A 25,023-nucleotide genomic window follows, 5' to 3' on the forward strand; every position below is an offset into this window, starting at 1 on the left:
CAACCTGTATTAGAGCGTGTTTGAAAAAGACTTTCTGCAAGATGTGCGTCACAATTTGTGGGAGATTTTGTTCGGATGAGGGCGTCGTAGCGGGCTACGACAACCAAATTCGGGCAAAATATACCGCAAATTGGGGCGTGCAGATTGCAGGAATGATTTTTCAAACACGCTCTAGCACCTTTTCTGCAAAAATAAAAATCAGATAAATAAACTTTTTATCTCTTCCAAGCTTACTTATCTGATCTTTATTTACTGTGTTTCTTTCAATGAATGCCTGCGGTACTGCAATGGTGTCGTCGATGTATATTTCCGGAACTCCCTGAGAAAATTTCCCAGATTATTATAACCGCATTCCAGGCAGATTTCCGTAACTGTCAGATCTGATTCCTTCAGATAATGGATTGCCTTCTTGATCCTGTATTCATTCACATATTCCATAGGTGAACGCCCTATGACCTTCTTAAAGAATCTGCAGAAATACTGTTCATTCATCCCGATCAATCCTGCCAGATCACGAATATAAATCTTCTCTTTATAGTTCTCCTGAATATAAGTCAGAGTAGTCTTGATTGTTTCAATCCAACGGTCATGATTCTTCTCTGTCACTTCAAACAGGTTATTGGCAGACAACACCGCCAGGATCCGAAGCAGTGCAGATTTGATAAACAACTGGCGTGTAATATCATCCGTAACCGCCTCACCGTCATAATAATCCCCCCGGTAAGCCGATCCTGAAAATGCATTCTGGATTTCTTCATACGCAGTTCTCACCTGTTCAAATGCCGGCTCATCCTTCCTCAGACATCTCGGAAACTGGATACTTCCGTTCTGAACCGGCTGGATCAGATTTGTCTGGATCTGATCCAGAGAATAAGAAGAATTCAGCATATCCATGTGAAAAACCACTGCATTCTCCACACATCCTCCGTTTTTCTCAACATTGATGCTGTGCAGTTCTCCAGGATTAATAAAATAGAAACATTCCTCTGAAATATGGAAACGTTCCATATTTACCTCCAGGCAGAACTCTCCACCTGAGAAATAAAGAAGTTCCACCTCTTCATGCCAGTGATGCTTTACTATATTTCCTTTTATCCTGGTTCCCGTCTGATAAAAAGCACAGGGAAAATTCTGTGTACCGTGGACGCGGATTTCCTTTAAAGTTGATGGCTGTTGATTCTGCATGAAAATATGCCTCCTGTTATTTGATATCAGTTAATGAATCTTTTTTCTCTCTGTTTATTCTTTTCCCAAAAATTCCCTGTTCTCAGCAAATTGCATCAGAACAGGGAACTTACCTGCTTTGTTTAAGACAGACTTATTATTTATCAATTTTCTGAATATCCATATTCTTCGGAAGGATGCAGCTCAATAATACAGATACTACAAAAACAACTGCAACTACATTGCTTGCAAATACAGACTGAACCAGATCCGGGAAAATGTCCCAGATACCGCTCTCACTTGCTGTAGTAAATCCGATTCCAATGGAAAGAGACAGGGAAATGATCACAATATTACGATGTGAAAATCCACAGTCTGCGATCATCTGAACACCAGATGTAAGGATCGTACCAAACATCATGATCGTACATCCACCGAGAACTGCATCCGGCAGGGATGCAAAAAAGTTACCAACCGGCGGAAGCAGACCTGCAAGGATCATACATGCCGCACCGGTCATGATCGTAAATCTGTTTACAACTTTCGTCATAGCCACCAGACCAACATTCTGTGAGAATGATGTTACAGGCGGGCATCCGAACAATGCAGAAAATGTAGATGCATATCCGTCACAGGCAAGGGAACCTGAAATCTCTTCGCCCGTAATCTTTCTGTCCAGACCGCCGGAAACAAGTGCGGAAGTATCTCCGATCGTTTCTGCTGCTGATACAAGGAAAATAATGCAGGTTGAAAGAATTGCTCCAGGATGGAATTCCGGTTTAAAAGGCATAAAATACGGCAGAGAAACCAGACCACCTGACATAATCGCACTTAAATCTACTTTTCCCATAAAGATCGCTACTATGTATCCCACGATCAGACCTGCCAGAACAGAAAGCTGTTTCAGATATCCTTTCACTGCAATGTTCCAGATCAGGCATACTGCCAAAGTGATCGTACCAAGGAGCAGGTTCTGTGCAGAACCGAAATCCTCATTGTATCCACCGCCAAATGATCTCGCACCTACTGTAAATAAGGAAAAACCAATCGCTGTTACTACAGATGCAGCAACTACAGGTGTAATGATCTTACGCCAGTACTTTGCAAGAAGTCCCAGCGTACCTTCCATCAGACCACCAATAATGACTGATCCGACTACTGCCGGATATCCGTAATTGGCAGATACCGTGCATAATACTGTAACGAATGTAAAGCTGACACCCATAACTACCGGAAGTTTCGATCCTATCTTCCAGACCGGGTACAGCTGTACCAGAGTCGCAATACCGGCTACAAACATGGCATTCTGCAAAAGAATGGCAATCTGTGCCTGACTCAGCGATGGCTGAGCTGCTGCCGCGATCAACGTGATCGGCGCCAGGTTTGACACGAACATCGCCAGAATGTGCTGCAGTCCAAACGGAATTGCCTTAGCGATCGGTACTCTTCCCTCCAATTGATAAATGTTGTTAATACTGCAATCTTTGTTCCCCAAAAGAACCTCCTTTCCGAACAGTTTACTACCCCAATACTTCAACTGCTCTAAGCCGCCTTTGTCTCTCTAAATATTTTTCAGAATTGAGAGAATATAAAGACAACTTTTTGTGTTGTCCTTCCATTATAAAGCTTCGGCTATAATTCCGCAAGCAATTTATCAGACATTCTATTTTATGGTTCTTTTTTTGAGGAACTGAATTTTTTTGCAATTTTCTGAGTATTTTTTTACCGCGGCCATCTGTCCTCTTTTGCCATTAATGGCGCAAATGGTGCATGCGGAAGTGTCTGATACCAGTATGCAACACTCGCCACATCATCCTGTCTTTCAAACATTCCTCTGTACCCTACTCCAATCTGCTGAATGGTTACTCTCAGATCTTCTTCAAAGCAGATCGGATCCTGAATATGCCAGCGGTAAAATCCACGCATCGGAGGACAGTCATCATTATGATATGGATTATGGATCAGTTCATCATGTGCAGAATAGTATGGATATCCAAGATATGGCGTATTGTAAGTCTGCTCCACAGTTTTTCCATTTACCTGTTTCGCAAAACTCCAGGAACCGCCGAAATAATCTTCTGAACCTGTTCCACAGATTGTCGGATATTCATCGTCTCCATCAATATAGAATTTCACTTCACCCTCACCCCACCAGTAACGCTCCAGTGTTGTCAGCGCAATATAAGTTCCTACATAATGGCCTTTGCCTTTTACACCGTCAAGTATCGTGTAATCTTTCTGTTTCTCTGTGAGACGCTCCCGTCTCCACTGTGCATGGAAATATGTGATATCTTCCGGAAGTTCATCATACAGACAATAATCTACCTGATAGAAAAATGCCGGGATCTTATTTGCATGCTGGTTCTCCAGCGTGATCTTTGCTTTCTTCTTAAACGGCATTGGAAAATAGCAGTTAAATCCTCTGCTTGGCACCACTGCCATCGGTACAGAATTTACAATGCATTCTCTGCCGAATCCGCAACAGAAGAAATCTCCAAGCGGACTTTCTACCGATGGTGTCTCCTCATCATCCCAGTACATGCGTATGACCAGATCTCTTAATACGAAACAGTCTGCATCTGTTGTTTTATTATCCACTGTGATCCAAATATGATTGATCTCTCCCGAACCTTCCATCTCTGCCAGAGTTATGACTGCCCCCGGCTCTATATCTCTCAGACACGGACTGCCTTTTCTTGACGGACCAAGTTCGCTTGCGGCCATTCCGCCTTTCCCCTTCTCCCCGTGGGGATTCTCTGCATTGATCGCACGGCTTCTTCCATGCTTCGCAAGTGCAATTCCTCCAAGTCCGCCTGTAAATGACTGATACATATTTTCTGCCTCCTTTTCTCCTATGAACCTCTGCCGTTCAACTGTAATCAACATATTTATTATACCATGCAATTTTCCTGTTTTTAACCCCTTTTCATACTTGAGTTTCCACATTTTCCTCTGTATAATAGAACAGATGGTTACCGGTCACACTATGCCCGGCAACTGCAGATATCTTATATGAGTGCGCAGTCAATTATTCTGTTATTATCCACTGCTGTTCTTGCGGAATAACAGTACCTGGAGAAATAACTGCATTATGCTTAATATAAGGAGATCTAATATGGGGGCATCTGAAAAAACAGCAATTCTTGTTGTCAGCTTTGGTACAAGTTACGAAGAAACGCGAAAGAAAACAATCGAACAGATAGAAAAAGATCTGAACAACGCTTATCCTGAATATCCACTGTACCGCGCGTGGACCAGCCCGCGCATCCGCGCCAAACTGCTGAAGCGCGACGGTATTCACATTATGGATATTGATGAAGCTATGCTTCAGATCAGAGAAGACGGCTTCCGAAATGTGGTCGTACAGCCGACTTACGTGATCACAGGCTTTGAAAGCGACGCCATGAAACAGAAAGTTATGGCATTTGAAAAGGACTTTGAATCCATCATCATCTGTGATTCCCTGATGGTCACCAGCCAGGATAAAAAAGAAGTCTGTCAGGCTATGGCCCGGGAATATCATCCCGGATCTGACGAAGTTCTCTTATTTATGGGACATGGAACAGAGCATGTTGCCAATGAACTCTATCCTGAAATGGATCAGCTGTTCAAACATTTCGGCTATTCCAATATACATATGGGTACTGTCGAGGGAGATTTTTCTATCGAAAGTTTTCTCGATGAATTAGAGGAACTTCACCCAGACCATGTTCATCTGGCACCTTTCATGATCGTTGCGGGCGATCATGCCACCAATGATATGTCCGGAGAAGATGATGATTCCTGGAAAAGTATTCTGGAAAAAGAAGGCTATTCTGTCACTTGTACTTTGAAGGGGCTCGGAGAAATCCAGGCAGTCAGAGATATCTTTATCCGCCATACCAAAGCAGGACTGAACAAACTGTCAGAAATTCAGGCTTAAGGCTAACAAAAAACTGTGGGCATTCTGTTTCTTACACAGAACACCTACAGTTTTTTATTTACGTTTTTTCTTCTTTTTGTTTGGATTATTCAACGCTGACCAGCAGAATGCCTGAACCAGCAGGATACCGATAAATGCACCGCTGCTGTCAATGCACACATCCTTTACTGCCGGAGTACGACCGCCTACAAATGACTGGTGATATTCATCCAGTCCGGCAAATCCCACACAGACGATCCCCGCAAGGATCATCAGCCAGATTCCTCTCACACCATACACATATAATGGAAAGGAAATCGCAATAGCTAGCAGAAAGTATTCCGTCATATGCGCTGCTTTTCGCACATAATAATGAATCCCGTCCGCTTTATAAGCTAATTCATCACTGCTTAAATTCTCAGATAAAAGTTCACTTTTTAATTCTACAATATCATAGCTTACCTGATAACTCAGATTTCCTGAAACCTCACCCGGCTGTGCTGAAAAAGAATAGATAACGTACATCATCAACAACGCCGGCAAAAAGGAAAGAGGCTTCAGCAATGTGATCAATATTTTCATTCTTCCTCGCTTTCCTCTTCATTTTCTAATCTCTTTGCCAGATTTGCTCTCTCTGAAATACTCATGGATTTCTTTGTACCTGATCCATCACCTTTATCCAGCTCACCGCCTGCCGCAGCAGCCATTGCAGCATCCTTTGCAGCTTTTGCTTTCTTCAGCTTATCCTCTGAGATCATAGTCTTTATGCTGGCAACTAACAGGCCCACGCCAATGACCGCAAACGCAATTCCGGCAAACATAAATCCAATGCCAGTACCTTCTGCTCCTGTTATAAATCCTTTACACAGACTATAGCCGGTATACAATAAGTAGATTCCTGCCAAAGTCCAGAGCATGAATCGTGCATTGGAGGACGGCTTCTGTTCCTCCTGGCTTTCTGTATGAACCTGTTCCTGCAGTTCTTCATTTTTATTTTCTTCCATGGAGTTCCTCCTTTGTAATCCATTTCATATTAAGCAGATAGAATCCTCTGCTTATAACCTTGTGACTGCTTCGCAGTTTATTTGGTTAAATTTTGAATATTATCTTATCATTTTTTCACCTAAACGTAAAGCCTTACATTAAGAAAGACTGCCGGATTTCTCCAACAGCCTCTCATTTCTCACTAGCTCTCCCTGTTCTGATTCTGACTTTTTTGCAGCGCATCCTGTACATTCCACGCATCCGGTTACTGCCAGTATCAACAGTAATATTCTTAATTTTTTCAATATCCGATTTCTCCCCTTCACGTATTTCTGGTAACGCATATTATTCTAACCGGATACTTCTATCTTATACTGCAAATGATCAGAAACCTTTTTTCCTCATATAAACTGCGATATCATGATATACCTGCTCTTTACCAATTTCGTTCAGGATCTCATGACGCATGCCCGGATATAATTTTCCCTTTACATCAAGATATCCTGCATGACGCATTGCCTTTACTGTTTTTGCAAAATGACGCACATTGATCAGACATGGATCCTCTGCTCCACTCACAAACAACACCGGCATCTTCGGATTCGTACACGAAAATTTCTCTGTGTCATAAGCACGTTTCATCAGCTCAAATAATGCCAGATATGCATCATCTGTAAACGTGAAACCACACAATTCAGATTCCTTATACTCCTGTGCTACCTTCGGATCTGAGCAGATCCAGGCAGTACAGGTTTTATCTTTTCTGAATTTGGCAGCTCCTGCGCCAAAGGACATCGCTTCGATCAGCTTACTCCTGTGTCTTGGTCCAAAGACAGCCTTTTCCATCTTTGCAATGCCTACGCCCAGCGGCATTGCCGTGTTGTAGCTCGGAGAACCACACACGATCAGCATATCCACACAACTGTCATGCTCTGCAACAAACGCTCTCACTGCCAGAGAACCCATACTGTGTCCCATAAGGATCACCGGAAGGTCCGGATATTGAGTATGTATTTTTCGATTTACGGTACGGATATCCTGGAGCATTGCTTTTGCTCCGCCACCATATGTAAAGCCCAGATCTTCCTGATATTTCACGCTCTTTCCATGTCCTCTGTGATCATGAATCACTGTCACATATCCAAGATTCGCCAGATACTGCATAAATGGAAGATATCTCTCTTTATGTTCGCTCATGCCATGCACCAGCTGTACAACTGCGCGGTATGGTTTCTTATCCGGGATCACTGCCATAATCGAAATCTCAAGCCCGTCCGCTTCTGATTTAAAAGAACTCTCGTATTTCATAAATTCACGCCTTCTTTCCTGTATTATATTTGCACGTTACTGTTCTCAATAACGTTACCACCCCTGTTATCCTGATTATAATTGAAGGAATTTGCCATTGTCAACGCATTCTGGTATAATGTTATTATTCACGAAACTATCGTGTTACTGTTCACTCCGTGCCCGGTAACACAAGTATTTAACACGTTTCAGAGCAATTATGCTCCAAGACAGGAGGAAACATGGCAAAAAAGAATAAAAAAGGGCATGCAGGACTGATCATTTTTATCCTGATCCTGGTTCTCGCTATCGGTGGAGGCGCAGGATTTTATTTCTATCAGCGTCAGCAGCCACGCAAAGCAGTCGAGCAGTTTCTTGACAGTATGCAGAACATGGACTTCACTACAATGGAATCCATGATTCAGAGCAGTGATCTCTCTGCGCTGGACAACGCAGATATCCGTAACACTGCATACACTGATTTCTTCTCAGAGATCAACAAAAAAATGACTTACAAGATCACAAAAAACAGATTCGACATTCAGAACGGCACTGCTTCCGTCACTGCACATATCACCTACATTGATGGAACTAATATTTATAAGGCAACTATCACGGAATTTCTTCGTCAGATTGTTTCCAATGCTTATGCCGGAAATCAGCTTTCCGAAGATGAAACTCAGGAAACACTTGCATCTATTCTGAATGAGCAGGCTAAGAAAGTAGAAAAAGATGAGTTCTCTGAAGCGGATATCACCTATCCGCTGATCAAAATCAATTCCGGATGGAAGATTGTTTCTCTGGATGATGAGACAGTCAAAATTATGTCTGCAAATTTCAAGAGTGTTGAGGATGAGATCAATAACTCTCTCAACAATACAGACAGCGAAGATTCCTCAGCTTCCAGTGCACCGGAAGCATCTGCTGATGATACTCTTAACCTTACAACAGACAAATTTACAATCAAATATACCAAACATGTGATCACGAAAGATTTCGCCGGAAATCCTTGTATTATGGTTTATTATGATTATACGAACAACGAATCTACTGCTTCCAGCGCAATGGTAGATGTAAGCTTAAAGGCTTATCAGCATGGAGAAGCCTGCGAAGCTGCTATTCCAGAGAATAATGATGATGCAATTGATCATTTTACAGCTGAGATCCAGCCGGGACAGACAGTTAATGTATGTCAGGCATTTACACTGACAGATGAGAGCGATGTAACTGTTCAGGCACAGGAGGCATTTTCCTTTGATGAAGATGCAGTTGCAAAACAGATTCTTAAAGTAAAATAAGCCTATTTTTAAATATATTTTTTCTAAATACAGTTGCTTTAAGAAATTACAAAATAAATTTTTGATTTGTACACCTTAAATCATTAATGAAAAGCAAAATATGCACAGCATTCAAAATTTAATTTGGATCTGCTGTGCATATTTTTTATTTTCTGTGGAACAATAAGGAATGTAATAGCTTTATGATTCCTGTGTAAGCTGCATACAGCAACAGGTTTATGAAAGGATGGTGACTTATGGGAAGCAAATGTTTAAGATATACGGCGCTTACTATCGCCATTATCGGAGCTGTTAACTGGGGACTGATTGGTTTCTTCAATCTGAACCTGGTCGCTCTCCTTTTCGGAAGCATGAGCTGGATCTCCAGGATCGTATATGGTCTGGTAGGAATCTGCGGACTCTATCTCCTGACCTTTTACGGTGATTCCGACACTGTCTCAGAACAATCCTGAGCTGACATCTGATATCAGATATCATAATTCTATAATCCTTCCTAAGAGACTGCTGTATATTTTTTATTGAATATGCGGCAGTTTTTTATTTCCACTTTCCAAAAACTTTTTTGAATAATGATGCCAAAACAAATTCTTTCTGGTGACCACTATTCTATGTATACAAACCAAAAATTTTTGCAATAAACTATATCCGGAAACAGAAAAAAGACTTCGGAAAATCCGAAGTCTCAAGAGCGATAGACGGGGCTCGAACCCGCGGTCTCGACCTTGGCAAGGTCGCGCGTTACCAACTACGCCACTATCGCACAAGCGGGTGATGGGAATCGAACCCACGTATCCAGCTTGGAAGGCTGGTGTTCTACCATTGAACTACACCCGCACAGTCTATTGTCTGTACGTCTCTGTCTCACCGACGAAGACTAGTATATATGATGAATCTTCATTTGTCAACACTAAATTTGAATTTTTTATATTTTTTTAACAATATATACAATTTCACTGTTAACAGGCAATTCTTTTTTTCGTTTTATAGCAATATGCAAGCAAAAACAACGTTGAAAAAGAACTCGCTTCTTGCAACTAAAGCAAGCTCTCTTCCACTGCTAGAGCATGTTTGAAAAAGGCTTTCTGCAAAATATACCGCAAAGTGGGGCGTGCAGATTGCCGGAATGATTTTTCAAACACGCTCTAGTTATAATGACGACTATTTCTATATAATCTGTATTTGACAATATGCCCAGTCATCTGACTATCTTTGCAAAACCTGACAACTTATCTTTATTCTGCCAGAGCTTCACATTTTATGTTCATACTCTCTCTTCTGTTGTCCAGCTCCTCTGTCATAGTTGTTCTGAGAGAATCCAGTTTATAGAAATACGTAAGAACCGCAATAATCACACAAAGCACGATCGGAATCCAGATAAAACAGATCTCAATATAAAAAAGTGCTTTTTCTGTCTGAACTGCATTGGCTACATAGCCACCATTCTTCAGAAACACACCAATAATAAAACTGGTCAGTCCCATGCCGCCTTTTACAAAGAATCCCTGGAATGCAGCGATCAGGCCTGCAACACTGAAGAACATCAGGTTTTTCTTGCTGAATTTTTTTCCAGTGCAGGAAGGGCGAGAAGCATTGGAAGTCCGGAGAGAATACCTACCAGTGACAGCCATTCTGTTCTGCCAAGGTTATATTGCATCTACCTGTTCCTTGTCTGTGCAGTCAGTCTTAATAGCAATTATCTTTCTGCCTGTTTTCTCTGCAAGTTCCTTTGCAGTTTTCTGCGCTTCTTCGAAGTCAAGGTCAACAATCGCTACATCTGCGCCGGCCTCTGCAAAAGCAGTTGCTGTGCATTTTCCGATTCCTTTCGCTGCACCTGTTACAAAAACCTTTTTTTGCCATCCAGTCTCATTTTCTCGATGATTCCCATAATGATTCTCCTTTTCTTTTTTTATTTTTACTGTTTGCTGTTTCTCTGATTTCTGCAGATATTATTTTGTTGTATATCTGCCTGGCTATTTTTGTTATTGTTTTTGATTAATTTATTTCGTAAAATCATTTATCAAATTACAGTTACGTAATAATCAATAAATGCCATTTCGTCAATCTGTAATTATTTCTAATCTTTCCCTGGCAAAACTATGCATTTTCAACAATGGACGTTTTTTTTCTCCTTGTTATAATAACATTGTAGTTTCATTTTGCAAAATATTTTTACAAAACAGGTGACATCATATGAAAAAAAGCATTACACCAAACCAAATCAGGGAAAATAACAGAAACCTGATCTATCAGTATATTTATAGAAAAGAAAAGGTCTCACAGCAGGATATCGCTTATGATCTTCATTTAAGCCGTCCAACTGTGACAACCAATCTTTCTTCTCTTGAGGAAGACGGACTGATCAACAAGAATGGCCAGATCGATACCGAATATGTCGGCAGAAAAGCAAGTGCATATACGATCGTGCCTGATTTCCGGGTAGGAATCGGCGTAGAAATCCTAAAAAAAGAAGTAAAGATGATCATTGTTGATCTATATGGAAAAAAAATAGAACGTTCCGTATTTGAGATTTCTTATAAAGACGAGGATTCCTATTTCGAACAGGTAACCTCACAGATTCTGTCTTTTAAAGATTCTGTCGGTATCCGGGATGAGCAGATCCTGGGGATTGGTTTTGCCATGCAGGGATTGGTTTCCCCAGACTCACAGACAATGTTATATGGTAAGATTCTGGAATGCACTGGGCTTTCCATTAATGTCTTTACCAGATATCTTCCTTATCCCTGCTCTTTTATCCACGATGCGGACAGCGCTGCAATTTCTGAACTCTGGATTTCCCCGGAGCTGAAAGATGCCTGCTACCTTTCTCTCAGCAAGCATCTAGGAGCCTCTCTGATCATAAATCGTGAGATCATCACTGGTAAACATGGACATAATTCTACCATTGAGCATGTACCAATGGAGCCAAAGGGCCGGCTTTGCTACTGTGGTAAACACGGATGTATGGAAACTCTCTGTTCTCTGGATGCACTTCTGAATGATGTTGAAACACTGGACAGCTTCTTTGCAAAAGTCCGAAACAGGGAAGAAAGTGAGAGCAAACGCTGGCAGGAGTATCTGTCACACCTTGCCAGATCCATCAACCTTCTGCATTTGATCTATGATCAGGATTTTATCCTTGGCGGATATCTCGCACCCTATCTTCAGGAGAAGGATCTCTCCTATATCCATGAAGAGATCCGCAGAATGACTCCGTTTTCGGAGAATCAGGACTTCCTGCACATCAGTAAAATGCCGAAACACAATATTACGATCGGTGCAGCATTGCCCTATATTCAGAAATTTCTGAATATGTAGATTATTGATACCTGTGAAAGTACTGAACAGTTACGAACATTTATATAAAATTTCAGAGGAGGACATAGATTTGAAAAAACTGAAGACTATCTGGACTGAAGCGGCAGCTCAGGGAGAAACATTAAAAGAATACCCACGTCCGGGTATGAAACGAAAACACTGGATCAATCTGAATGGCATGTGGAATTATCTGATCACAGAAAAGCGGATTCTGCCATATCAGTTTTATGAAAATGAATACTTTCCGTTCGATGGTCAGATTCTGGTTCCATTTTCACCGGAAGCACCACTTTCTCAGGTCAACAGACAGCTTTTGCCTGATGAAGTTCTGTGGTATTCCCGCGTTGTCCAGCTTCCGGAAGGCTGTCTAGATGTGAACAGTCAGCGGCTTCTTCTTCATTTCGGCGCTGTTGACCAGATCTGCAGCGTATACATAGGAGGTAAATTCGTGGCTTATCATAAAGGCGGATATCTACCGTTTACTGTAGACATCACAGACTTTGTCACAGAAGACCTCACGGTTTCTATCCTCATCAGTGTACACGATTTCAGCGATACTTCTTACCATGCCAGAGGAAAACAGCAGCTGAATCGCGGTGGGATGTTTTATACTGCACAGAGCGGGATCTGGCAGACAGTATGGATGGAAATGGTACCAAATGAATACATAAAAGATATTCGCACCACTCCAGATTACGATCATGGACAGGTCCGTATGAGAGTTCGCACTGTTTCTGTACAATCTCAGTCTGAATCCAACAATATAACCGCCATACATAGCAATCATCCTTGTGATATTATCTGTAAAATCTATCCTCCGGTTTTTCTGGATGCTGAAGGGCTTACCGATGATCTGCTGCATGCTGAAATTACTTCTGCTGTTTTACTGCCTGGAAAAGAATCTGCTATTCTTATTCCGGAAAATGCACAGAAATCCTGGACTCCGGAGGAACCATGGCTCTACCCATATTCCCTGGAATATGGTGAAGACCGTGTTCTTGGCTATTTTGCCCTTCGCAAATGCGATGTCCAGTTAGCTGATGATGGCTATCCCCGCTTATTCCTGAATAATCATCCTTATTTTCAGAGCGGCATTCTGGATCAGGGATACTGGCCGGACGGACTTTATACTGCCCCTTCTGATGAAGCACTGATCTATGATATCCGTGCCATGAAAAATCTGGGCTTCAATATGCTCCGCAAGCACGGCAAAGTTGAAACAGACCGCTGGTATTTCCACTGTGACCGTATGGGTATGCTCGTGTGGCAGGATATACCAAACGGAGGCTCAGACTACCAGCACTGGTTTGTCACCTACCTTGCAACTCTGCTGAACTGGACACGCATTCCGGTGAAAGATGTTCATCCTCGCCTTCTTTCCCGTACAGACAAAGACGGACGTCAGGAATATATCTATGAACTTCGTGATATGATAAAGGCTTTATATAATCATCCTTCGATTGTTACATGGGTGCCTTTTAATGAAGGATGGGGACAATTTTCTACAAAAGAAGTTACAGAATTTATCCACCGACTTGATCCTTCCCGCCTGGTAGATTCCGCAAGCGGCTGGTTTGACCAGGATTGCGGAGATATCAACAGTCTGCACTACTATTTCCTCGGACTTCCTGTTCCAAAGTCAGACCGTGTGCTTGCACTTTCCGAATTCGGAGGTTACTCCCTTCGCATCCCGAAGCACAGTGCATGCAAAAATATTTACGGATATAAAAAATTTACCAGCAGCAAAGCCCTCGCTGATGGCTTCTCTAAATTGATGAAAGATACCATTGTACCTTCTGTAAAAAATGGATATTCTGCGACAATTTATACGCAGCTTTCGGATATTGAAGAAGAAACTAACGGCCTGCTTACTTATGACCGCAAAAAAATAAAGATGGATCCATCGGTTATAAAGAAATGGAATAAGACATTAAAAACATCCTTATAAAACTATAATTCTTAATAAAACTCTCTGTCCGGCAGATATTAGTTTCCCGCTACAATCAGTCAGACATTCTGAAAATAAAACCGAATATGTCTGCAAAAATAAAACAATCCTGCGTAAGCTACAAGGCATAAGCCCCTTGCACTAACCAGGATTGTTTTATTTTCTTATTTATATAGTAAAGCTATGTTTACTTAGTGAATTATTACAATCTGCTCTGAAATTACTCCGGATCAGTTCTCCCAATCCCATACATTTGTAGCTTCCACTGCACTTCTCGGTTTCTTGATCACAAGTTCAGGGCTCTTTGCACTGACCTTGGTGTTTGCCGGAATGGACTCTGTAATAAAGGTATTACCACCAATAATCGTGTTCTCACCGATCACAGTCTCGCCCCCAAGTACAGAAGAATTAGAATAGATTGTCACATTATCTCTGATCGTCGGATGTCTCTTCACATTGGCAAGCAGCTGTCCCTGACGGGTAGAAAGCGCACCAAGTGTCACGCCCTGATACAGTTTTACATTCTTTCCAATCTCTGTAGTCTCACCGATTACAACGCCGGTTCCATGGTCAATAAAGAAGTACTCTCCAATCGTTGCCCCCGGGTTGATATCAATTCCTGTATAACCATGTGCATACTCTGACATAATCCTTGGAATAAACGGCACATTCTCCAGATAAAGAACATGTGCAAGTCTGTATACATAAATTGCATAGAATCCAGGATAGGAGAAAATAATCTCCTCTTTGCTCTTGGCGGCAGGGTCACCGTCAAATCCGGCCTGCAGATCAGTCAACAGCATACGCTGGATTTCCGGTACATTTGCAAAAAATCTCTCTGTAATCTGTTCTGCATGTTCTTTCGCCTTCTGTTCTTCTTCACCCTGATATAAAAATGCAATCTCTATCTGCTCCTGTAAGCAGTCATACAAATCATTCAGGCGGTATGCCACATAATGCTCAGGGAACACACTTGCACTGGAATCCACACTGAAATATCCTGGAAAGATAATGGATCTCATATCTTTAATGAAATTAATGATTTCTTTCTTATTCGGAAGACGTTCTCTGTCTCTTCCCAGAAAAAGTTCTTCTTTACGGTAAGTATCTGTCAGCTTCTCCACAGCTTCCAGAATCGTTTTCTTCTTATCTGTCATGATCGTCACCTGTCCGCTTTCCTCACAGCTGCCTACCTGCCTCTGACAAATTCACCTTTATCCGCAGGGTAAACAACCGCATTTTGTTATTATCTTATTACAGTGAGAGCAATTCGTCAATAAAAAAAGAATTGACCTTTCTGCGGATTCCTTATATAATAAAAAACAGTTCCGGTCATACTGCGGAACTGTTTTTCATCTTAATATGGAGATGTACCCAAGTGGCTGAAGGGTCCGCACTCGAAATGCGGTAGGCCGGGCAACCGGTGCGAGGGTTCAAATCCCTCCATCTCCGCTTTTATTTCCATTCTTCTACTGCAATTCCAAGGATATGATCTTCTGCATGTCATCCTTTATAGTCACGCACATAAGCCTTTAAGATTTTTAAATGTTGCATATCAAATTGACCTTTTTCACATTCCCTTATATAATAAAAAAGTCCTGTTCTACAGGTGTATTTACGGATCTGTTTCCATCTGTTTTTATAAATATGGTCATCCTGCCACCGGATACTTCATTTACAAGAATAATCTATATTATGCAGATCCTAAAGGCAGATGCTATCTACCAGAACCGGCAGCTGCTACTATTTTTCCTGTACTTTCGCTGCCATGGCAAGAGAAATCGGATATAAAAACATAAAACTGTGGATGGGGTACGATCATTGCTGGGTAACCATCGACGGACTTCATTACGATCCACAAGCTCACTGGACCCGATGGATTCTCAATGTCTATGGACTTAGCGCACATCCATTAGGATCAAGTGTAGATATCTGTGATTTTATGAAATAAAAGATAAAATTTCTCGTAATTTTTTCGCAATTATACATATAAAAGCTTGACAATCGTTGCTTTTATATGTATAATTGCAACAGTAAAAGAAATTCCGATAAGGATTTTATAGGGGATTGGTCAAATGGTATGATAGGGGTCTCCAAAACCTTTGGTGGGAGTTCGATTCTCTCATCCCCTGCTCTAAGGAACGTTCGATTTTCTCATTTGGTGAATTTCGAGCGTTTTATTTTAACAAAATGTTGTGAATAACCATTAAAATTATCAAAGAAATATTATAATGTTCAGTCAATGTGAATATTGTAGTATTTCTTTTTTATAATCCGCGTCTGTTCATATATGTTTTATTATGCCTGCTTCATACAATTATTGTTCACTCCATTATTAATAACTAGCTTCGCAATACACAGATTCCATGTCTTGGAACTAAAGTTGTGCTACATGGCTCAGGTTTTTAACCCAAACAGAAACCATCATCTCCCATTTTCCAGGCATTTCCCATTTTTTCACTTATAAAATAGATGCTTTAACATACATATAGGTAATAAGAATCATGTTAACATTTCTATTATATTGAGGTGAATGCTATGATTTCTTATGACCCATTCTGGAAAACCATTGCTGATCGTGGAATCAGTACTTACGCACTGATCAACCGACACGGGATCCTTCCAGACACAATCCAGCGGCTCAGAAGTGGCAAACCGATTACAACTACCACTCTGAATACGCTTTGTCAGGTAATTGACTGCAATATTTCTGATGTTATGGAATTCATTCCAGATCAGAACAGTCAGATTGATCAAATGAAATAGTGAACAGTAGTAATTGCTTGTATCGCATCCTTTCATGGATGCGTACATAGTAATTCCATAGTCTCTCTTCTCCTTTCTGTATTTTTTCAATTCACTATATAGACATTACAACTCCTGAAAAAGTTCTATATTTTTTTTAATTTTTATTTTATTTTTCGCTTTTCTCCTTCTTCTGCATTTTTTCCGCATTGCTGTATGCCATTGCATAAAAGATTTCCTGTGAATTCAGTCTGACATCATTCAGATTTCGATCTGCGTAATTTCCTGTTTCTGTCAGTCTTTTTCCCTTTTCATCGTCATTCATCATGGTGGCAAACATCCAGTCCAGACGTTCTTTCAACTTTTCATCCAGGACCGGAGCTGCTACTTCTACACGGCGGACTGTATTTCTGGTCATAAAATCAGCAGATGCAATGTATATTTTTTCGCGCTCTTTTGTACCAAAACGATAGATTCTGGAGTGTTCCAGATATCGTCCTACAATACTTACAACTTTAATATTTTCTGTATATCCCTTTATCTCCGGGATCAGACAGCAGATTCCTCTGACGACCATCTCTGTTTTGACGCCTGCCTGGGATGCTTCCACCAGTTTATTGATGATCACTTTATCTGTCAGGGAATTGATCTTGATTCCAATGTACCCTTCTTTTCCCTGTTTTACCTGGTCGATTTCTTCCTGTATCATATCCAGGACTCTGTTCTGCAGACATTTCGGTGCTACAAGAAGAAGGTTTGATTTTTCAACAACCTCCCCTTTTAAAAGTGCCGCGAATACTTCTGCTGCTTCTTTTCCGATTTCCTGGTTTCCGGTAAGTAATGACAGGTCTGTATAGAGTGCAGAGGTTTTTTCATTATAGTTTCCTGTACCAATCTGAGTGATATAAGAAACTCCATTCTCTGTCTTTCTGGAAATCAGACACAGTTTGGAATGTACTTTATATCCGTTCAGTCCGTAAATTACTCTGCATCCTGCTTCTTCCAGTTTTCTGGAATATTCGATATTACTTTCTTCATCAAATCTGGCTCTCAGCTCTACAAGTACCACTACTTCTTTTCCATTTTCTGCTGCCTCTACAAGTGCATCCACGATCTGACTCTTATCTGCCAGACGATATAAAGTCATCTTGATCGACACAACTGACTCGTCTTTTGCGGATTCTTCCAGAAGATTGATAAAAGATTTGATATTTTCAAATGGATAGGATAAAAGCACATCTTTCTTCAGAATCTGAGGTATCAGTGGGCTCTTGTCATCCAGTTGAGGTGTCATTCTCGGCGTACGTCTCTGGTAGAAAAGCTTCTCCTGGGCTGTATTCTTCAGATAACTCTGAATTCCAAATACAAAGGACATGTCCAACGGAACTCTGGACAAAAATACATGTTCTTTATCCACATGAAGTTCTTTGCAGAGAGAACTTATCATCTTTTTGTTTAATTCTCTGGACAGCTCCATTCTTACAGGATTCATTCGTCTTCTCTGTTTGATCAGATTTTCCATGGCATCTCTGTAATCCAGATCCTCATCATAAATAGTTTCTGTATCAATGTCTGCATTTCGGGTAATGCGGATCAGGGATTTCTCTTTGATTTCATAATTTTTGAACATTTTCGGCAGAAAATGGAGGATCAGTTCTTCAGAAAGCATAAAAGTACCCTTTCTGGTTGGAATATCGATCAATCTTTTAAATACTGTATTACTGCACGGAATAATAGCTGTTTTTGTTTTTCCTCCCTTTGTCATCAGTGATGCTACTGCATAAATACTCTTATTCTTCAGGAATGGAAATGGCTGCTGTTTACTTACAATGTTTGCAGACAGATACGGCGCGATCTCCTGGTCAAAATATGTCTCCAGAAGCTTTCCTTCCTTCTCTGACAGTCTATTGAAATTGATCAGACGTATTCCATAAGGCTCCAGTTCTCCCATAAGCTGTTCATAGATTGCAGCCTTCTTCTGATCCAGTTCTCTGGTCGCAGCAAGGATTGCTTTCACCTGTTCTTCACTGGTCATGTTTGTTTTATTCTCGCGAATCACCTCAGATGATTCCATCTGATCCATCAGTGTTCCCACTCTGACTCTGTAAAATTCATCCAGGTTTGACTGGTAAATAGATGCAAATGTCAGTCTCTCTGCCAGCGGAACTCTTGGATTTCCGGCTTCATTCAACACTCTTTCATTAAACTTCAACCAGGATAATTCTCTGTTCATCATATATACCGGTGGCTTTTGTTTCTCAGATTTTTTCTGTTGTTTTTTCATCAGATAATTCCTCACTCTTTTTTATAGTCATAGTGTTTATAACAATCCTCTTATATGCATTATTTTCAAGAATTGCTATAGAATTATAAGCTGTGAACATCAATTTTAAAGAATATCTTTGTTATATTTGTGTAAAATCGTAACGATCTCTGCCCCAAAAATGAAATATAAACTGCTGAGTACTTGAAATTGTGGGGAGGATACTGCATAATAAAATCAGCTTTAAGTATCTATTAAACATACTTTTACGCAAAGGAGAAATGAAAAATGAAAAAATCAAAAAACAAACTCATCAGATTACTAATCGCTGTATGTGCTCTCGCACTCTGCCTCACAGCAGTACCATCCACTACATACAACGTACAGGCTGCGACAAAGGCGCAGGAGAAAAAGGCTTTAAGCCTTATTAAAGGTACCTGGTATACACAGGGAGGCATGCCTTATCCCCGCAGAGTTGTATTTTCTGGAAAAAATGTAAAAATGTATCAATCCAGATCTAACACATACACAAGACGCAAAATTGATAAGATTACCAAAACCAGTTATGGATACTACTTCAGAATCCCACTGGGAGGCGGTCATTACTATGGATATAGATTGTATTCAAACAATAAAAATACATTAAATTGTATGGGAAATGGAAACCCTTACAGCAGTTCCGGCTACAGTGGAACCAGCAGCCTGACCAGACATAAATATTGATACATCCATGAAAACAAAAAGAGTCCCGGGCAATTTACCCGGGGCTCTTTTCGTTTTCATTTTCCAGATTTCCTACTTCTGTCTTTTATATTTCACCACTGTCAATGTCAGACACACAAACACTACAACAAACAGCACTTCTATTCCCATGGCCATATGTATCTGCTCTTTCGCTTTATCCGTAAGTGTGGTATATTCGCTCAGTAATTCATTAACCTGTTCGTACCAGTATACCGGCAGGAACTGAGATACTTTGAGTACTTTTTTGTCCATGACATTCATTGGTACAAATACACCACATAGGAAACACATGCCGAGCGAGATTACATTGGCAAGTCCGCTGAGCATGTTGCTGTTCTTGACAAACATTCCTACCAGATAAGAAAGAGATAATGCCACTGCCATCATGATCAGGCTATTCAGGATATAATACCCCAGTGTCTGAGACTTCCAGAAAGCTTTGCCGTACATAATCCCGGCACCTGCAATCCCGACTCCCCAGAGTACAAGTCCCATTACACCCATCGCAAGCAGCCCTTCTATACTCTGTCGTCTGACAGATACTGCAGAAGCTTCCATTCTTCTCTGAATATCTCCCTGTCGGAATGCCATCAGGATATATCCCATCACGTAGCAGAATACTCCCAGAAACAGATATGGCAGATAACGGAAATAACAGAGATATCCCGGCTTTGTAACATTCTCGGAAGTTCCTGCCAGAGTCTGTACTTCTGAATGCTTTTCTGCAGCAATTGCATCCACTGCTTCCTCCTGTGAAAGACCTGCTGCCAGATATGTTCTCGCCATGCTGAGATAACTGTTGATCTGCTGATCTACATAATAAGAAGTATAAGAACCCGGAACCTTTGTTACTTTAAGTCTTTCACTATCCAGAATACAGGACTGTACAAAATTCTCCGGAATCTGCACGATATACTCCACATTTCTGTAAAACAGATTCTCTTGCAGAACTTCCCTGTCATTCTCCAGCATTGTGATGTGATGAATCTTTCCCAGATAATCCTCAAGTCCCTGGGCCAGAGTTCCCCCATCCTCATCTACGGTTCCAATCTCAACACTCTTACTCTGATAACTGTCACTGCCCTCTTTTCCTGCTGCCGCCTGTAACGCCAGTGCCACAGAGAAAAAGATTATCAGATACATGATCACCAGGCCGATATTCTTCTTTAATATTTTCATGTATCCTTTAAATACTGTCATAACGTTCCCTCCGAATCAGTAAAAATGAAGCTGTCACCAACACCAGACTCATCACTGCCAGCGTTATCAGACTTCTGTGATACCGGGCAGTATCATCATATACATTAATGCAGTAAAACGCATCGGAAATGAGTGCCGCCGGATTGATCCTGTTGATCAAAGGTGCGTGTTTCTCCACCATATCTTTCATGGTGTTGTTCATCAGTCCTGCCAGAAAACTGCAGATCATAGAGATTCCCAGGATAATCCCGATCTTCGCTCCTTCTTTCATCTTTCCAAAACTTCCCACAAAGATTCCCATGGAAACTCCGATCAGCGATCCCAGGAAACAGATCAGCAGCATTCGTCCCATCTGTCCCTGAAAATCCAGTTTCAGTCCATATCTCAGATACAGAAGCAGAATTATTACATCCACATAGCCCAGCAGAAATGAGGAAATCTGCTCAGAAAGGATCAGCTTTAATTTGTGTGTCGGTGTTACACATCTGCGAGCAGCCAATGCTGTCAGATTTGCCTGTAGACTGATTGCTGCACCAAATCCTATAAAGCATCCATACAGACATCCCATAGCGATCAATGCATAGAAGAATTGTACATTTCCGTCAATCGTTCTGCCGCCTAAGGAGAGTTCCTGTACCCCGTCCTGCTGTTTCATCATAGCTTTCAATCCTTCGATAATTCCTTCCGGATGCGTTTTCATTATGTTTTGAACCGTACTTCTGGTATTCTCATAACTCTGAAGTACGGACTGCAGAATACTCTCTTCGATTCCACTCGCTGCTACTGTCAGTGTTGGCTCTGATCCTACATAATAGATGCCCGATACTTTTTTATCTTCCAGTTTTTCTTTCGCCTGTTCTTCTGTCATCTCCTCTGGTGCCAGAAGCTGGTCTTCGCCATTTTTAATCTGATCCAGGAATGCCAGAAATACCTGATCTGCGTGTTCTTCTTTTACTACTGCTACTGGCACAGTCTCAAAATCTGCATCATTGATATTCCCAAAAGCAAAGAAGAATAACGTTCCAAGGATCAGTGGAAATGCCAGTGGCCAGAAAGTTGTGCCAAAATTTCTCAGCTTTACTTTCACATTATAGATTACTAAATGAAGCATCTGTTCCTTCCCCCTTAATCCCTCAGCTGTTTTCCTGTAATTTCCAGAAATACATCATTCAGAGTCGGCAGTTCCGAGAATACTCTTCCAAATGCAAGGTCCTGGCTCTGCAGATAATTCAGGATACGGATCAGATTATGCTTTGCTCCTGTACATCGAACCGTAAGGATCTGGCTCTCATAATGTACATCAAACACATGATCCAGAGCCTGAATTTCTCTGAGATTCTTTTCATCCAAAAGCACCGATTCTATTGTGATCGTTTCCCCTGTTTTGATCATCTGTTTCAGTTCTTCTTTTGTTCCGGAGGCAATAGTTCTGCCATGATCCATAATCGCAATTCTGGTGCAGATCTGCTCTACCTCTTCCATATAATGTGAAGTATAAATGATCGTAGAGCCCTGCCGATTCAGTTCCTGAATTCCTTCCAGGATTTTATTTCTGCTCTGCGGATCTACCGCTACAGTCGGTTCATCCAGAATGATCAGGCGAGGCTTATGAGCAATTCCGCATGCAATATTCAGACGCCGCAAAAGACCTCCAGACAGCTTCTTTGGACACATTTTTCGATAATCTTCCAGACCTACGAACTGAATCGCCTCCTCAACAAGCTGTTTTCTCTTTTTCTTTTCACTTATGTACAGACCGCAGAAATAATCAATATTCTCCTGCACGGTCAGTTCCTCAAAAACTGCAACATTCTGAAGCACAATCCCAATCTGTTTCTTTACCTGATAATTATCCGGGCTCATCGGCTCTCCGAAGATTTCAATGGTTCCCTTATCATATTTCAATAACGATAACATGCAATTGATCGCGGTAGTCTTACCCGATCCGTTCGGACCTAGCAGACCAAAAACTTCTCCCTCTTTGATATCCAGATTCAGATGATTCAGTGCTACCAAATCTCCATATCTCTTTACCAGATTCTCTATATGAACAATATTCTGTGACATATTTTACCTCCCCGATATTCTGAGCATTTCAGCGGTATAACTCCTCTGATGCTTCCATTATAAGCATATTTCCTGTTCTCTCCAAGTGCAGATTGTCATCCTCTCACCATGACAAATGTCACATCTTTTGCCATATGTATTTATTTTCCATTGTGGTTATAGTATGATTATCATAACTATGAAGGTACTGAACATTTACTGATTATCCAAGATACATTTTATATTCATTGTGTAAAACAGGAGTAGAGATCATGCGCTATTTTCAGGATATCGGAATATTAACTTTATACAGTTTTCTGGCTCTCTTTTTCATTGAACCTGGCAGCGATTTTATCTTTGCACTGCTGTGTACAATGATCCTGATGTGCTGCTGTTATGTATTTGAAAATCGTATTCTAATCAGTATTCTGTTTCTTATTTACGGACTGATAACTTTGCAACTGACAGAACTTCTTTTATTTTATCCGATTTTCATTTACGTGATTTTGCATCAATATCTGTGGCCGTTTCTGCTATGGGCCACCGGAATTTATTCTTACATATTTGCAGCCTTTTGTTCTGATCCACAGACATTTCCAGCTTTCACTATATATGCCGGAGTTTTCGGTGCTTTACTGGCAATTCTTCTGGAACGGAATACAGCAAACTATGAGAAACTGGAGCTGGATTTTCTCCACAGCAGAGATGACAGTGAAGAACGAACGCTCCTGCTCGCAGAAAAGAATCACGCACTTCAGGAAAAACAGAACTATGAAATCTACAATGCAACCCTGAAGGAACGCAACCGTATTGCAAGAGAAATCCATGATAATGTAGGACATGTACTTTCCCGTTCGATTTTGCTTACTGGTGCTGTCAAAGCAATCAATAAAGATGCCGGAACTGCCCCTCTGCTGGACAATCTGGAAACTTCGCTAAATTCTGCAATGAACAGTATCCGTTCCAGTGTACATGATCTGCATGATGAAGCTATCAATCTGAAACATGCCATTCAAAGCCTGGTTCAGGATTTTTCCTTCTGCCCGGTAGTTCTTACTTATGATATCTCCGGTCAGGTACCAAAGAATGTGAAATACTGCTTTATCAGTATTGTGAAAGAAGCGCTGGCAAATATTATGAAGCACAGCAATGCAGACTCTGTTCAAATTCTCATCAGGGAGCATCCGGCGCTGTATCAACTTTGTATTGAAGATAACGGGACAGATATCCACTATGATCTATCCGATTCGGGGATTGGACTTCTGAACATGAAAGAACGTGTCAGTTCTTTAAACGGGACAATACAGATTCGCACAGAAAATGGTTTTCGTATCTTTATTACGATACCTAAGACAGATTCTGTCAAATAATCTTTCCTTATCTTTCATATATTCTATTTTTCTTAACGATACAGGCTCTTTTAAGCAAGCGAAAATTTACAATGAAACGTTTACTCATAAATAAAAATACAATACGAGGTTTTTATGAATATTATAATCGTAGACGACGACAGTCTTGTTGCTGGCGCCTTAAAGACAATTCTGGAAATCAATGAAGATGTAAAAGTTCTTGCCACAGGTTCCGACGGTAAGGAAGCCTGTGAGCTTTACCGCAAATATCAACCTGATATCCTGCTTATGGATATTCGCATGAAAAATATGTCAGGACTAGAGGCCTCCACTATTATCCTGCAGGAATTTCCCCATGCAAAAATCCTGCTGCTTACTACATTCTCGGATGACGAATACATTATAAAAGCACTCCGCCTGGGAGCCAAAGGCTATCTGCTTAAGCAGGATTATATAAATATTCTGCCAGCTCTGCGTGCAGTTTTTTACGGACAGACAGTGTTCGGTACTGAGATTGTGTCCCGTATTCCGAAGCTGCTGCAGGCTTCGGCTGTGTTTGATTACAGTGCTTATGATATTAATGAAAGAGAATTGGAGATCATCGAACTGATTGCCAAGGGATACAGCAATAAGGAAATTGCCTCTGAGCTCTTCCTTAGCGAAGGAACTGTGCGAAATTATCTTAGTTCTATTCTGGATAAGCTGCAGCTCAGAGACAGAACACAGGTTGCTGTTTTTTATTACCAACACAAAAACACAGACGCAAAATAACTGCGTCT

General features: G+C 41.0%; 25 protein-coding genes, 4 tRNA genes and 2 pseudogenes. 14 read left to right on the forward strand and 17 right to left on the reverse strand.

Annotation, left to right across the window (positions count from 1 at the left end):
• Window positions 1-107 (reverse strand): DUF6783 domain-containing protein (locus ACTNES_RS06045; RefSeq protein WP_334303421.1); only part of this gene is annotated, 107 nt, incomplete at its 3' end.
• Here ACTNES_RS06045 and ACTNES_RS06050 point away from each other — a divergent pair.
• Window positions 81-206: pseudogene (locus ACTNES_RS06050) on the forward strand (DUF6783 domain-containing protein); the annotation flags it as partial. The gene ACTNES_RS06045 and the pseudogene ACTNES_RS06050 overlap by 27 nt on opposite strands.
• 43 nt (window positions 207-249) lie before the next feature.
• Here ACTNES_RS06050 and ACTNES_RS06055 read toward each other — a convergent pair.
• The 3 genes from ACTNES_RS06055 to ACTNES_RS06065 all read right to left on the reverse strand — a co-directional run bounded on the left by ACTNES_RS06055 (window position 250) and on the right by ACTNES_RS06065 (window position 3,996).
• Window positions 250-1,185, reverse strand: a complete 936-nt coding sequence (locus ACTNES_RS06055) for an AraC family transcriptional regulator (protein WP_300333908.1) — start codon at window positions 1,183-1,185, stop codon at window positions 250-252.
• 136 nt (window positions 1,186-1,321) lie between these two features.
• Window positions 1,322-2,659 carry a uracil-xanthine permease family protein gene (locus ACTNES_RS06060; protein ID WP_300333905.1) on the reverse strand — a complete coding sequence of 446 codons (1,338 nt, stop codon included), beginning with the start codon at window positions 2,657-2,659 and terminating at the stop codon, window positions 1,322-1,324.
• A 227-nt stretch (window positions 2,660-2,886) separates the two neighbouring features.
• Window positions 2,887-3,996: a glycoside hydrolase family 172 protein gene (locus ACTNES_RS06065; protein ID WP_441038876.1), complete on the reverse strand. Its 1,110-nt coding sequence runs from the start codon at window positions 3,994-3,996 to the stop codon at window positions 2,887-2,889.
• A 283-nt stretch (window positions 3,997-4,279) separates the two neighbouring features.
• Here ACTNES_RS06065 and ACTNES_RS06070 point away from each other — a divergent pair, with 283 nt between their 5' ends.
• Window positions 4,280-5,086, forward strand: coding sequence for a sirohydrochlorin cobaltochelatase (locus ACTNES_RS06070; RefSeq protein WP_441038878.1), 807 nt, complete (start codon window positions 4,280-4,282; stop codon window positions 5,084-5,086).
• Between the two features lie 54 nt (window positions 5,087-5,140).
• Here the strand turns inward: ACTNES_RS06070 and ACTNES_RS06075 are convergent, their stop codons facing one another.
• The 4 genes from ACTNES_RS06075 to ACTNES_RS06090 form a co-directional block, all read right to left on the reverse strand.
• Complete coding sequence (locus tag ACTNES_RS06075; RefSeq protein WP_291809544.1) at window positions 5,141-5,647, reverse strand: VanZ family protein; 507 nt, start codon at window positions 5,645-5,647, stop codon at window positions 5,141-5,143.
• The gene (locus tag ACTNES_RS06080) at window positions 5,644-6,069 is read right to left on the reverse strand and encodes a hypothetical protein (protein ID WP_441038880.1); all 426 of its coding nucleotides are present in this window, start codon (window positions 6,067-6,069) and stop codon (window positions 5,644-5,646) included. Before ACTNES_RS06080 ends, ACTNES_RS06075 begins: the two co-directional genes overlap by 4 nt.
• Before the next feature lie 138 nt (window positions 6,070-6,207).
• Complete coding sequence (locus ACTNES_RS06085; RefSeq protein WP_291816556.1) at window positions 6,208-6,354, reverse strand: hypothetical protein; 147 nt, start codon at window positions 6,352-6,354, stop codon at window positions 6,208-6,210.
• 79 nt (window positions 6,355-6,433) lie between these two features.
• Window positions 6,434-7,357 carry an alpha/beta fold hydrolase gene (locus tag ACTNES_RS06090; protein WP_291809551.1) on the reverse strand — a complete coding sequence of 308 codons (924 nt, stop codon included), beginning with the start codon at window positions 7,355-7,357 and terminating at the stop codon, window positions 6,434-6,436.
• Window positions 7,358-7,578: 221 nt separating this feature from the next.
• Here ACTNES_RS06090 and ACTNES_RS06095 point away from each other — a divergent pair, with 221 nt between their 5' ends.
• Both ACTNES_RS06095 and ACTNES_RS06100 read left to right on the forward strand, forming a co-directional pair.
• Complete coding sequence (locus ACTNES_RS06095; RefSeq protein ID WP_441038883.1) at window positions 7,579-8,634, forward strand: DUF5067 domain-containing protein; 1,056 nt, start codon at window positions 7,579-7,581, stop codon at window positions 8,632-8,634.
• A gap of 236 nt (window positions 8,635-8,870) precedes the next feature.
• Complete coding sequence (locus tag ACTNES_RS06100) at window positions 8,871-9,086, forward strand: DUF378 domain-containing protein (protein WP_216460479.1); 216 nt, start codon at window positions 8,871-8,873, stop codon at window positions 9,084-9,086.
• Window positions 9,087-9,321: 235 nt separating this feature from the next.
• On the opposite strand, the gene ACTNES_RS06105 is transcribed toward ACTNES_RS06100, so the two are convergent.
• Both ACTNES_RS06105 and ACTNES_RS06110 read right to left on the reverse strand, forming a co-directional pair.
• Window positions 9,322-9,394 (reverse strand) — tRNA-Gly (locus ACTNES_RS06105).
• A gap of 3 nt (window positions 9,395-9,397) precedes the next feature.
• A tRNA-Gly gene (locus ACTNES_RS06110) sits at window positions 9,398-9,468 on the reverse strand.
• Window positions 9,469-9,718: 250 nt separating this feature from the next.
• Between ACTNES_RS06110 and ACTNES_RS06115 the strand changes: the two are divergent.
• Window positions 9,719-9,817: pseudogene (locus ACTNES_RS06115) on the forward strand (DUF6783 domain-containing protein); the annotation flags it as partial.
• 49 nt (window positions 9,818-9,866) lie between these two features.
• Here ACTNES_RS06115 and ACTNES_RS06120 read toward each other — a convergent pair.
• Window positions 9,867-10,175 carry an MFS transporter gene (locus ACTNES_RS06120; protein WP_441038884.1) on the reverse strand — a complete coding sequence of 103 codons (309 nt, stop codon included), beginning with the start codon at window positions 10,173-10,175 and terminating at the stop codon, window positions 9,867-9,869.
• Between the two features lie 102 nt (window positions 10,176-10,277).
• Window positions 10,278-10,577, reverse strand: coding sequence for an SDR family NAD(P)-dependent oxidoreductase (locus ACTNES_RS06125; RefSeq protein ID WP_441038903.1), 300 nt, complete (start codon window positions 10,575-10,577; stop codon window positions 10,278-10,280).
• A gap of 247 nt (window positions 10,578-10,824) precedes the next feature.
• Between ACTNES_RS06125 and ACTNES_RS06130 the strand changes: the two genes are divergently transcribed.
• Entirely contained in the window at window positions 10,825-11,949 is a 1,125-nt protein-coding gene (locus ACTNES_RS06130) for an ROK family protein (protein WP_441038886.1), read from the forward strand.
• Window positions 11,950-12,019: 70 nt separating this feature from the next.
• On the forward strand, window positions 12,020-13,897 hold the full coding sequence (locus ACTNES_RS06135) for a glycoside hydrolase family 2 protein (RefSeq protein ID WP_441038888.1): 1,878 nt from the start codon (window positions 12,020-12,022) through the stop codon (window positions 13,895-13,897).
• A 230-nt stretch (window positions 13,898-14,127) separates the two neighbouring features.
• Here ACTNES_RS06135 and epsC read toward each other — a convergent pair whose 3' ends face one another.
• A complete protein-coding gene (gene epsC / locus ACTNES_RS06140) occupies window positions 14,128-15,054 on the reverse strand; it encodes a serine O-acetyltransferase EpsC (protein WP_216460477.1) in 927 nt (308 codons plus the stop codon).
• A 207-nt stretch (window positions 15,055-15,261) separates the two neighbouring features.
• On the opposite strand from epsC, the gene ACTNES_RS06145 reads away from it, so the two are divergent.
• The 4 genes from ACTNES_RS06145 to ACTNES_RS06160 all read left to right on the forward strand — a co-directional run bounded on the left by ACTNES_RS06145 (window position 15,262) and on the right by ACTNES_RS06160 (window position 16,663).
• Window positions 15,262-15,349: transfer RNA gene (locus tag ACTNES_RS06145), tRNA-Ser, on the forward strand.
• Window positions 15,350-15,611: 262 nt separating this feature from the next.
• A complete protein-coding gene (locus ACTNES_RS06150) occupies window positions 15,612-15,848 on the forward strand; it encodes a hypothetical protein (protein WP_291809564.1) in 237 nt (78 codons plus the stop codon).
• 110 nt (window positions 15,849-15,958) lie between these two features.
• A tRNA-Trp gene (locus ACTNES_RS06155) sits at window positions 15,959-16,029 on the forward strand.
• A gap of 406 nt (window positions 16,030-16,435) precedes the next feature.
• Entirely contained in the window at window positions 16,436-16,663 is a 228-nt protein-coding gene (locus ACTNES_RS06160; RefSeq protein WP_288548692.1) for a helix-turn-helix domain-containing protein, read from the forward strand.
• Between the two features lie 148 nt (window positions 16,664-16,811).
• On the opposite strand, the gene ppk1 is transcribed toward ACTNES_RS06160, so the two are convergent.
• On the reverse strand, window positions 16,812-18,926 hold the full coding sequence (gene ppk1, locus ACTNES_RS06165) for a polyphosphate kinase 1 (RefSeq protein ID WP_300333877.1): 2,115 nt from the start codon (window positions 18,924-18,926) through the stop codon (window positions 16,812-16,814).
• Window positions 18,927-19,193: 267 nt separating this feature from the next.
• Between ppk1 and ACTNES_RS06170 the strand changes: the two genes are divergently transcribed.
• A complete protein-coding gene (locus ACTNES_RS06170; protein ID WP_216460471.1) occupies window positions 19,194-19,628 on the forward strand; it encodes a hypothetical protein in 435 nt (144 codons plus the stop codon).
• 72 nt (window positions 19,629-19,700) lie between these two features.
• On the opposite strand, the gene ACTNES_RS06175 is transcribed toward ACTNES_RS06170, so the two are convergent.
• The 3 genes from ACTNES_RS06175 to ACTNES_RS06185 are packed head-to-tail and all read right to left on the reverse strand — an operon-like array spanning window position 19,701 to window position 22,904.
• Window positions 19,701-20,849 (reverse strand): ABC transporter permease, encoded by a 1,149-nt coding sequence (locus ACTNES_RS06175; protein WP_441038891.1) that lies wholly within the window; start codon window positions 20,847-20,849, stop codon window positions 19,701-19,703.
• Window positions 20,836-21,960: an ABC transporter permease gene (locus ACTNES_RS06180; protein ID WP_216460469.1), complete on the reverse strand. Its 1,125-nt coding sequence runs from the start codon at window positions 21,958-21,960 to the stop codon at window positions 20,836-20,838. The genes ACTNES_RS06175 and ACTNES_RS06180 overlap by 14 nt, the downstream gene beginning before the upstream one ends.
• Window positions 21,961-21,974: 14 nt before the next feature.
• Window positions 21,975-22,904, reverse strand: a complete 930-nt coding sequence (locus ACTNES_RS06185) for an ABC transporter ATP-binding protein (protein WP_334303486.1) — start codon at window positions 22,902-22,904, stop codon at window positions 21,975-21,977.
• A gap of 263 nt (window positions 22,905-23,167) precedes the next feature.
• Between ACTNES_RS06185 and ACTNES_RS06190 the strand changes: the two genes are divergently transcribed.
• Window positions 23,168-24,265: a sensor histidine kinase gene (locus tag ACTNES_RS06190; protein ID WP_291816570.1), complete on the forward strand. Its 1,098-nt coding sequence runs from the start codon at window positions 23,168-23,170 to the stop codon at window positions 24,263-24,265.
• A 114-nt stretch (window positions 24,266-24,379) separates the two neighbouring features.
• Window positions 24,380-25,015, forward strand: a complete 636-nt coding sequence (locus ACTNES_RS06195; RefSeq protein ID WP_441038893.1) for a response regulator — start codon at window positions 24,380-24,382, stop codon at window positions 25,013-25,015.
• Window positions 25,016-25,023 lie beyond the last annotated feature (8 nt).

This window comes from Blautia sp. HCP3S3_D9, from assembly GCF_052063845.1.
Classification (GTDB): domain Bacteria; phylum Bacillota; class Clostridia; order Lachnospirales; family Lachnospiraceae; genus Blautia_A.

What these genes read in the sequence shown, in the direction of transcription:
- ACTNES_RS06055 (WP_300333908.1), bottom strand. Translation starts at nt 1,185, where the DNA reads ATGCAGAATCAACAGCCATCAACTTTAAAGGAAATCCGCGTCCACGGT.
- ACTNES_RS06065 (WP_441038876.1), bottom strand. Translation starts at nt 3,996, where the DNA reads ATGTATCAGTCATTTACAGGCGGACTTGGAGGAATTGCACTTGCGAAG.
- ACTNES_RS06070 (WP_441038878.1), top strand. Translation starts at nt 4,280, where the DNA reads ATGGGGGCATCTGAAAAAACAGCAATTCTTGTTGTCAGCTTTGGTACA.
- ACTNES_RS06075 (WP_291809544.1), bottom strand. Translation starts at nt 5,647, where the DNA reads ATGAAAATATTGATCACATTGCTGAAGCCTCTTTCCTTTTTGCCGGCG.
- ACTNES_RS06080 (WP_441038880.1), bottom strand. Translation starts at nt 6,069, where the DNA reads ATGGAAGAAAATAAAAATGAAGAACTGCAGGAACAGGTTCATACAGAA.
- ACTNES_RS06090 (WP_291809551.1), bottom strand. Translation starts at nt 7,357, where the DNA reads ATGAAATACGAGAGTTCTTTTAAATCAGAAGCGGACGGGCTTGAGATT.
- ACTNES_RS06095 (WP_441038883.1), top strand. Translation starts at nt 7,579, where the DNA reads ATGGCAAAAAAGAATAAAAAAGGGCATGCAGGACTGATCATTTTTATC.
- ACTNES_RS06100 (WP_216460479.1), top strand. Translation starts at nt 8,871, where the DNA reads ATGGGAAGCAAATGTTTAAGATATACGGCGCTTACTATCGCCATTATC.
- ACTNES_RS06120 (WP_441038884.1), bottom strand. Translation starts at nt 10,175, where the DNA reads ATGTTCTTCAGTGTTGCAGGCCTGATCGCTGCATTCCAGGGATTCTTT.
- ACTNES_RS06130 (WP_441038886.1), top strand. Translation starts at nt 10,825, where the DNA reads ATGAAAAAAAGCATTACACCAAACCAAATCAGGGAAAATAACAGAAAC.
- epsC (WP_216460477.1), bottom strand. Translation starts at nt 15,054, where the DNA reads ATGACAGATAAGAAGAAAACGATTCTGGAAGCTGTGGAGAAGCTGACA.
- ACTNES_RS06150 (WP_291809564.1), top strand. Translation starts at nt 15,612, where the DNA reads ATGCTATCTACCAGAACCGGCAGCTGCTACTATTTTTCCTGTACTTTC.
- ACTNES_RS06160 (WP_288548692.1), top strand. Translation starts at nt 16,436, where the DNA reads ATGATTTCTTATGACCCATTCTGGAAAACCATTGCTGATCGTGGAATC.
- ppk1 (WP_300333877.1), bottom strand. Translation starts at nt 18,926, where the DNA reads ATGAAAAAACAACAGAAAAAATCTGAGAAACAAAAGCCACCGGTATAT.
- ACTNES_RS06170 (WP_216460471.1), top strand. Translation starts at nt 19,194, where the DNA reads ATGAAAAAATCAAAAAACAAACTCATCAGATTACTAATCGCTGTATGT.
- ACTNES_RS06175 (WP_441038891.1), bottom strand. Translation starts at nt 20,849, where the DNA reads ATGACAGTATTTAAAGGATACATGAAAATATTAAAGAAGAATATCGGC.
- ACTNES_RS06180 (WP_216460469.1), bottom strand. Translation starts at nt 21,960, where the DNA reads ATGCTTCATTTAGTAATCTATAATGTGAAAGTAAAGCTGAGAAATTTT.
- ACTNES_RS06190 (WP_291816570.1), top strand. Translation starts at nt 23,168, where the DNA reads ATGCGCTATTTTCAGGATATCGGAATATTAACTTTATACAGTTTTCTG.
- ACTNES_RS06195 (WP_441038893.1), top strand. Translation starts at nt 24,380, where the DNA reads ATGAATATTATAATCGTAGACGACGACAGTCTTGTTGCTGGCGCCTTA.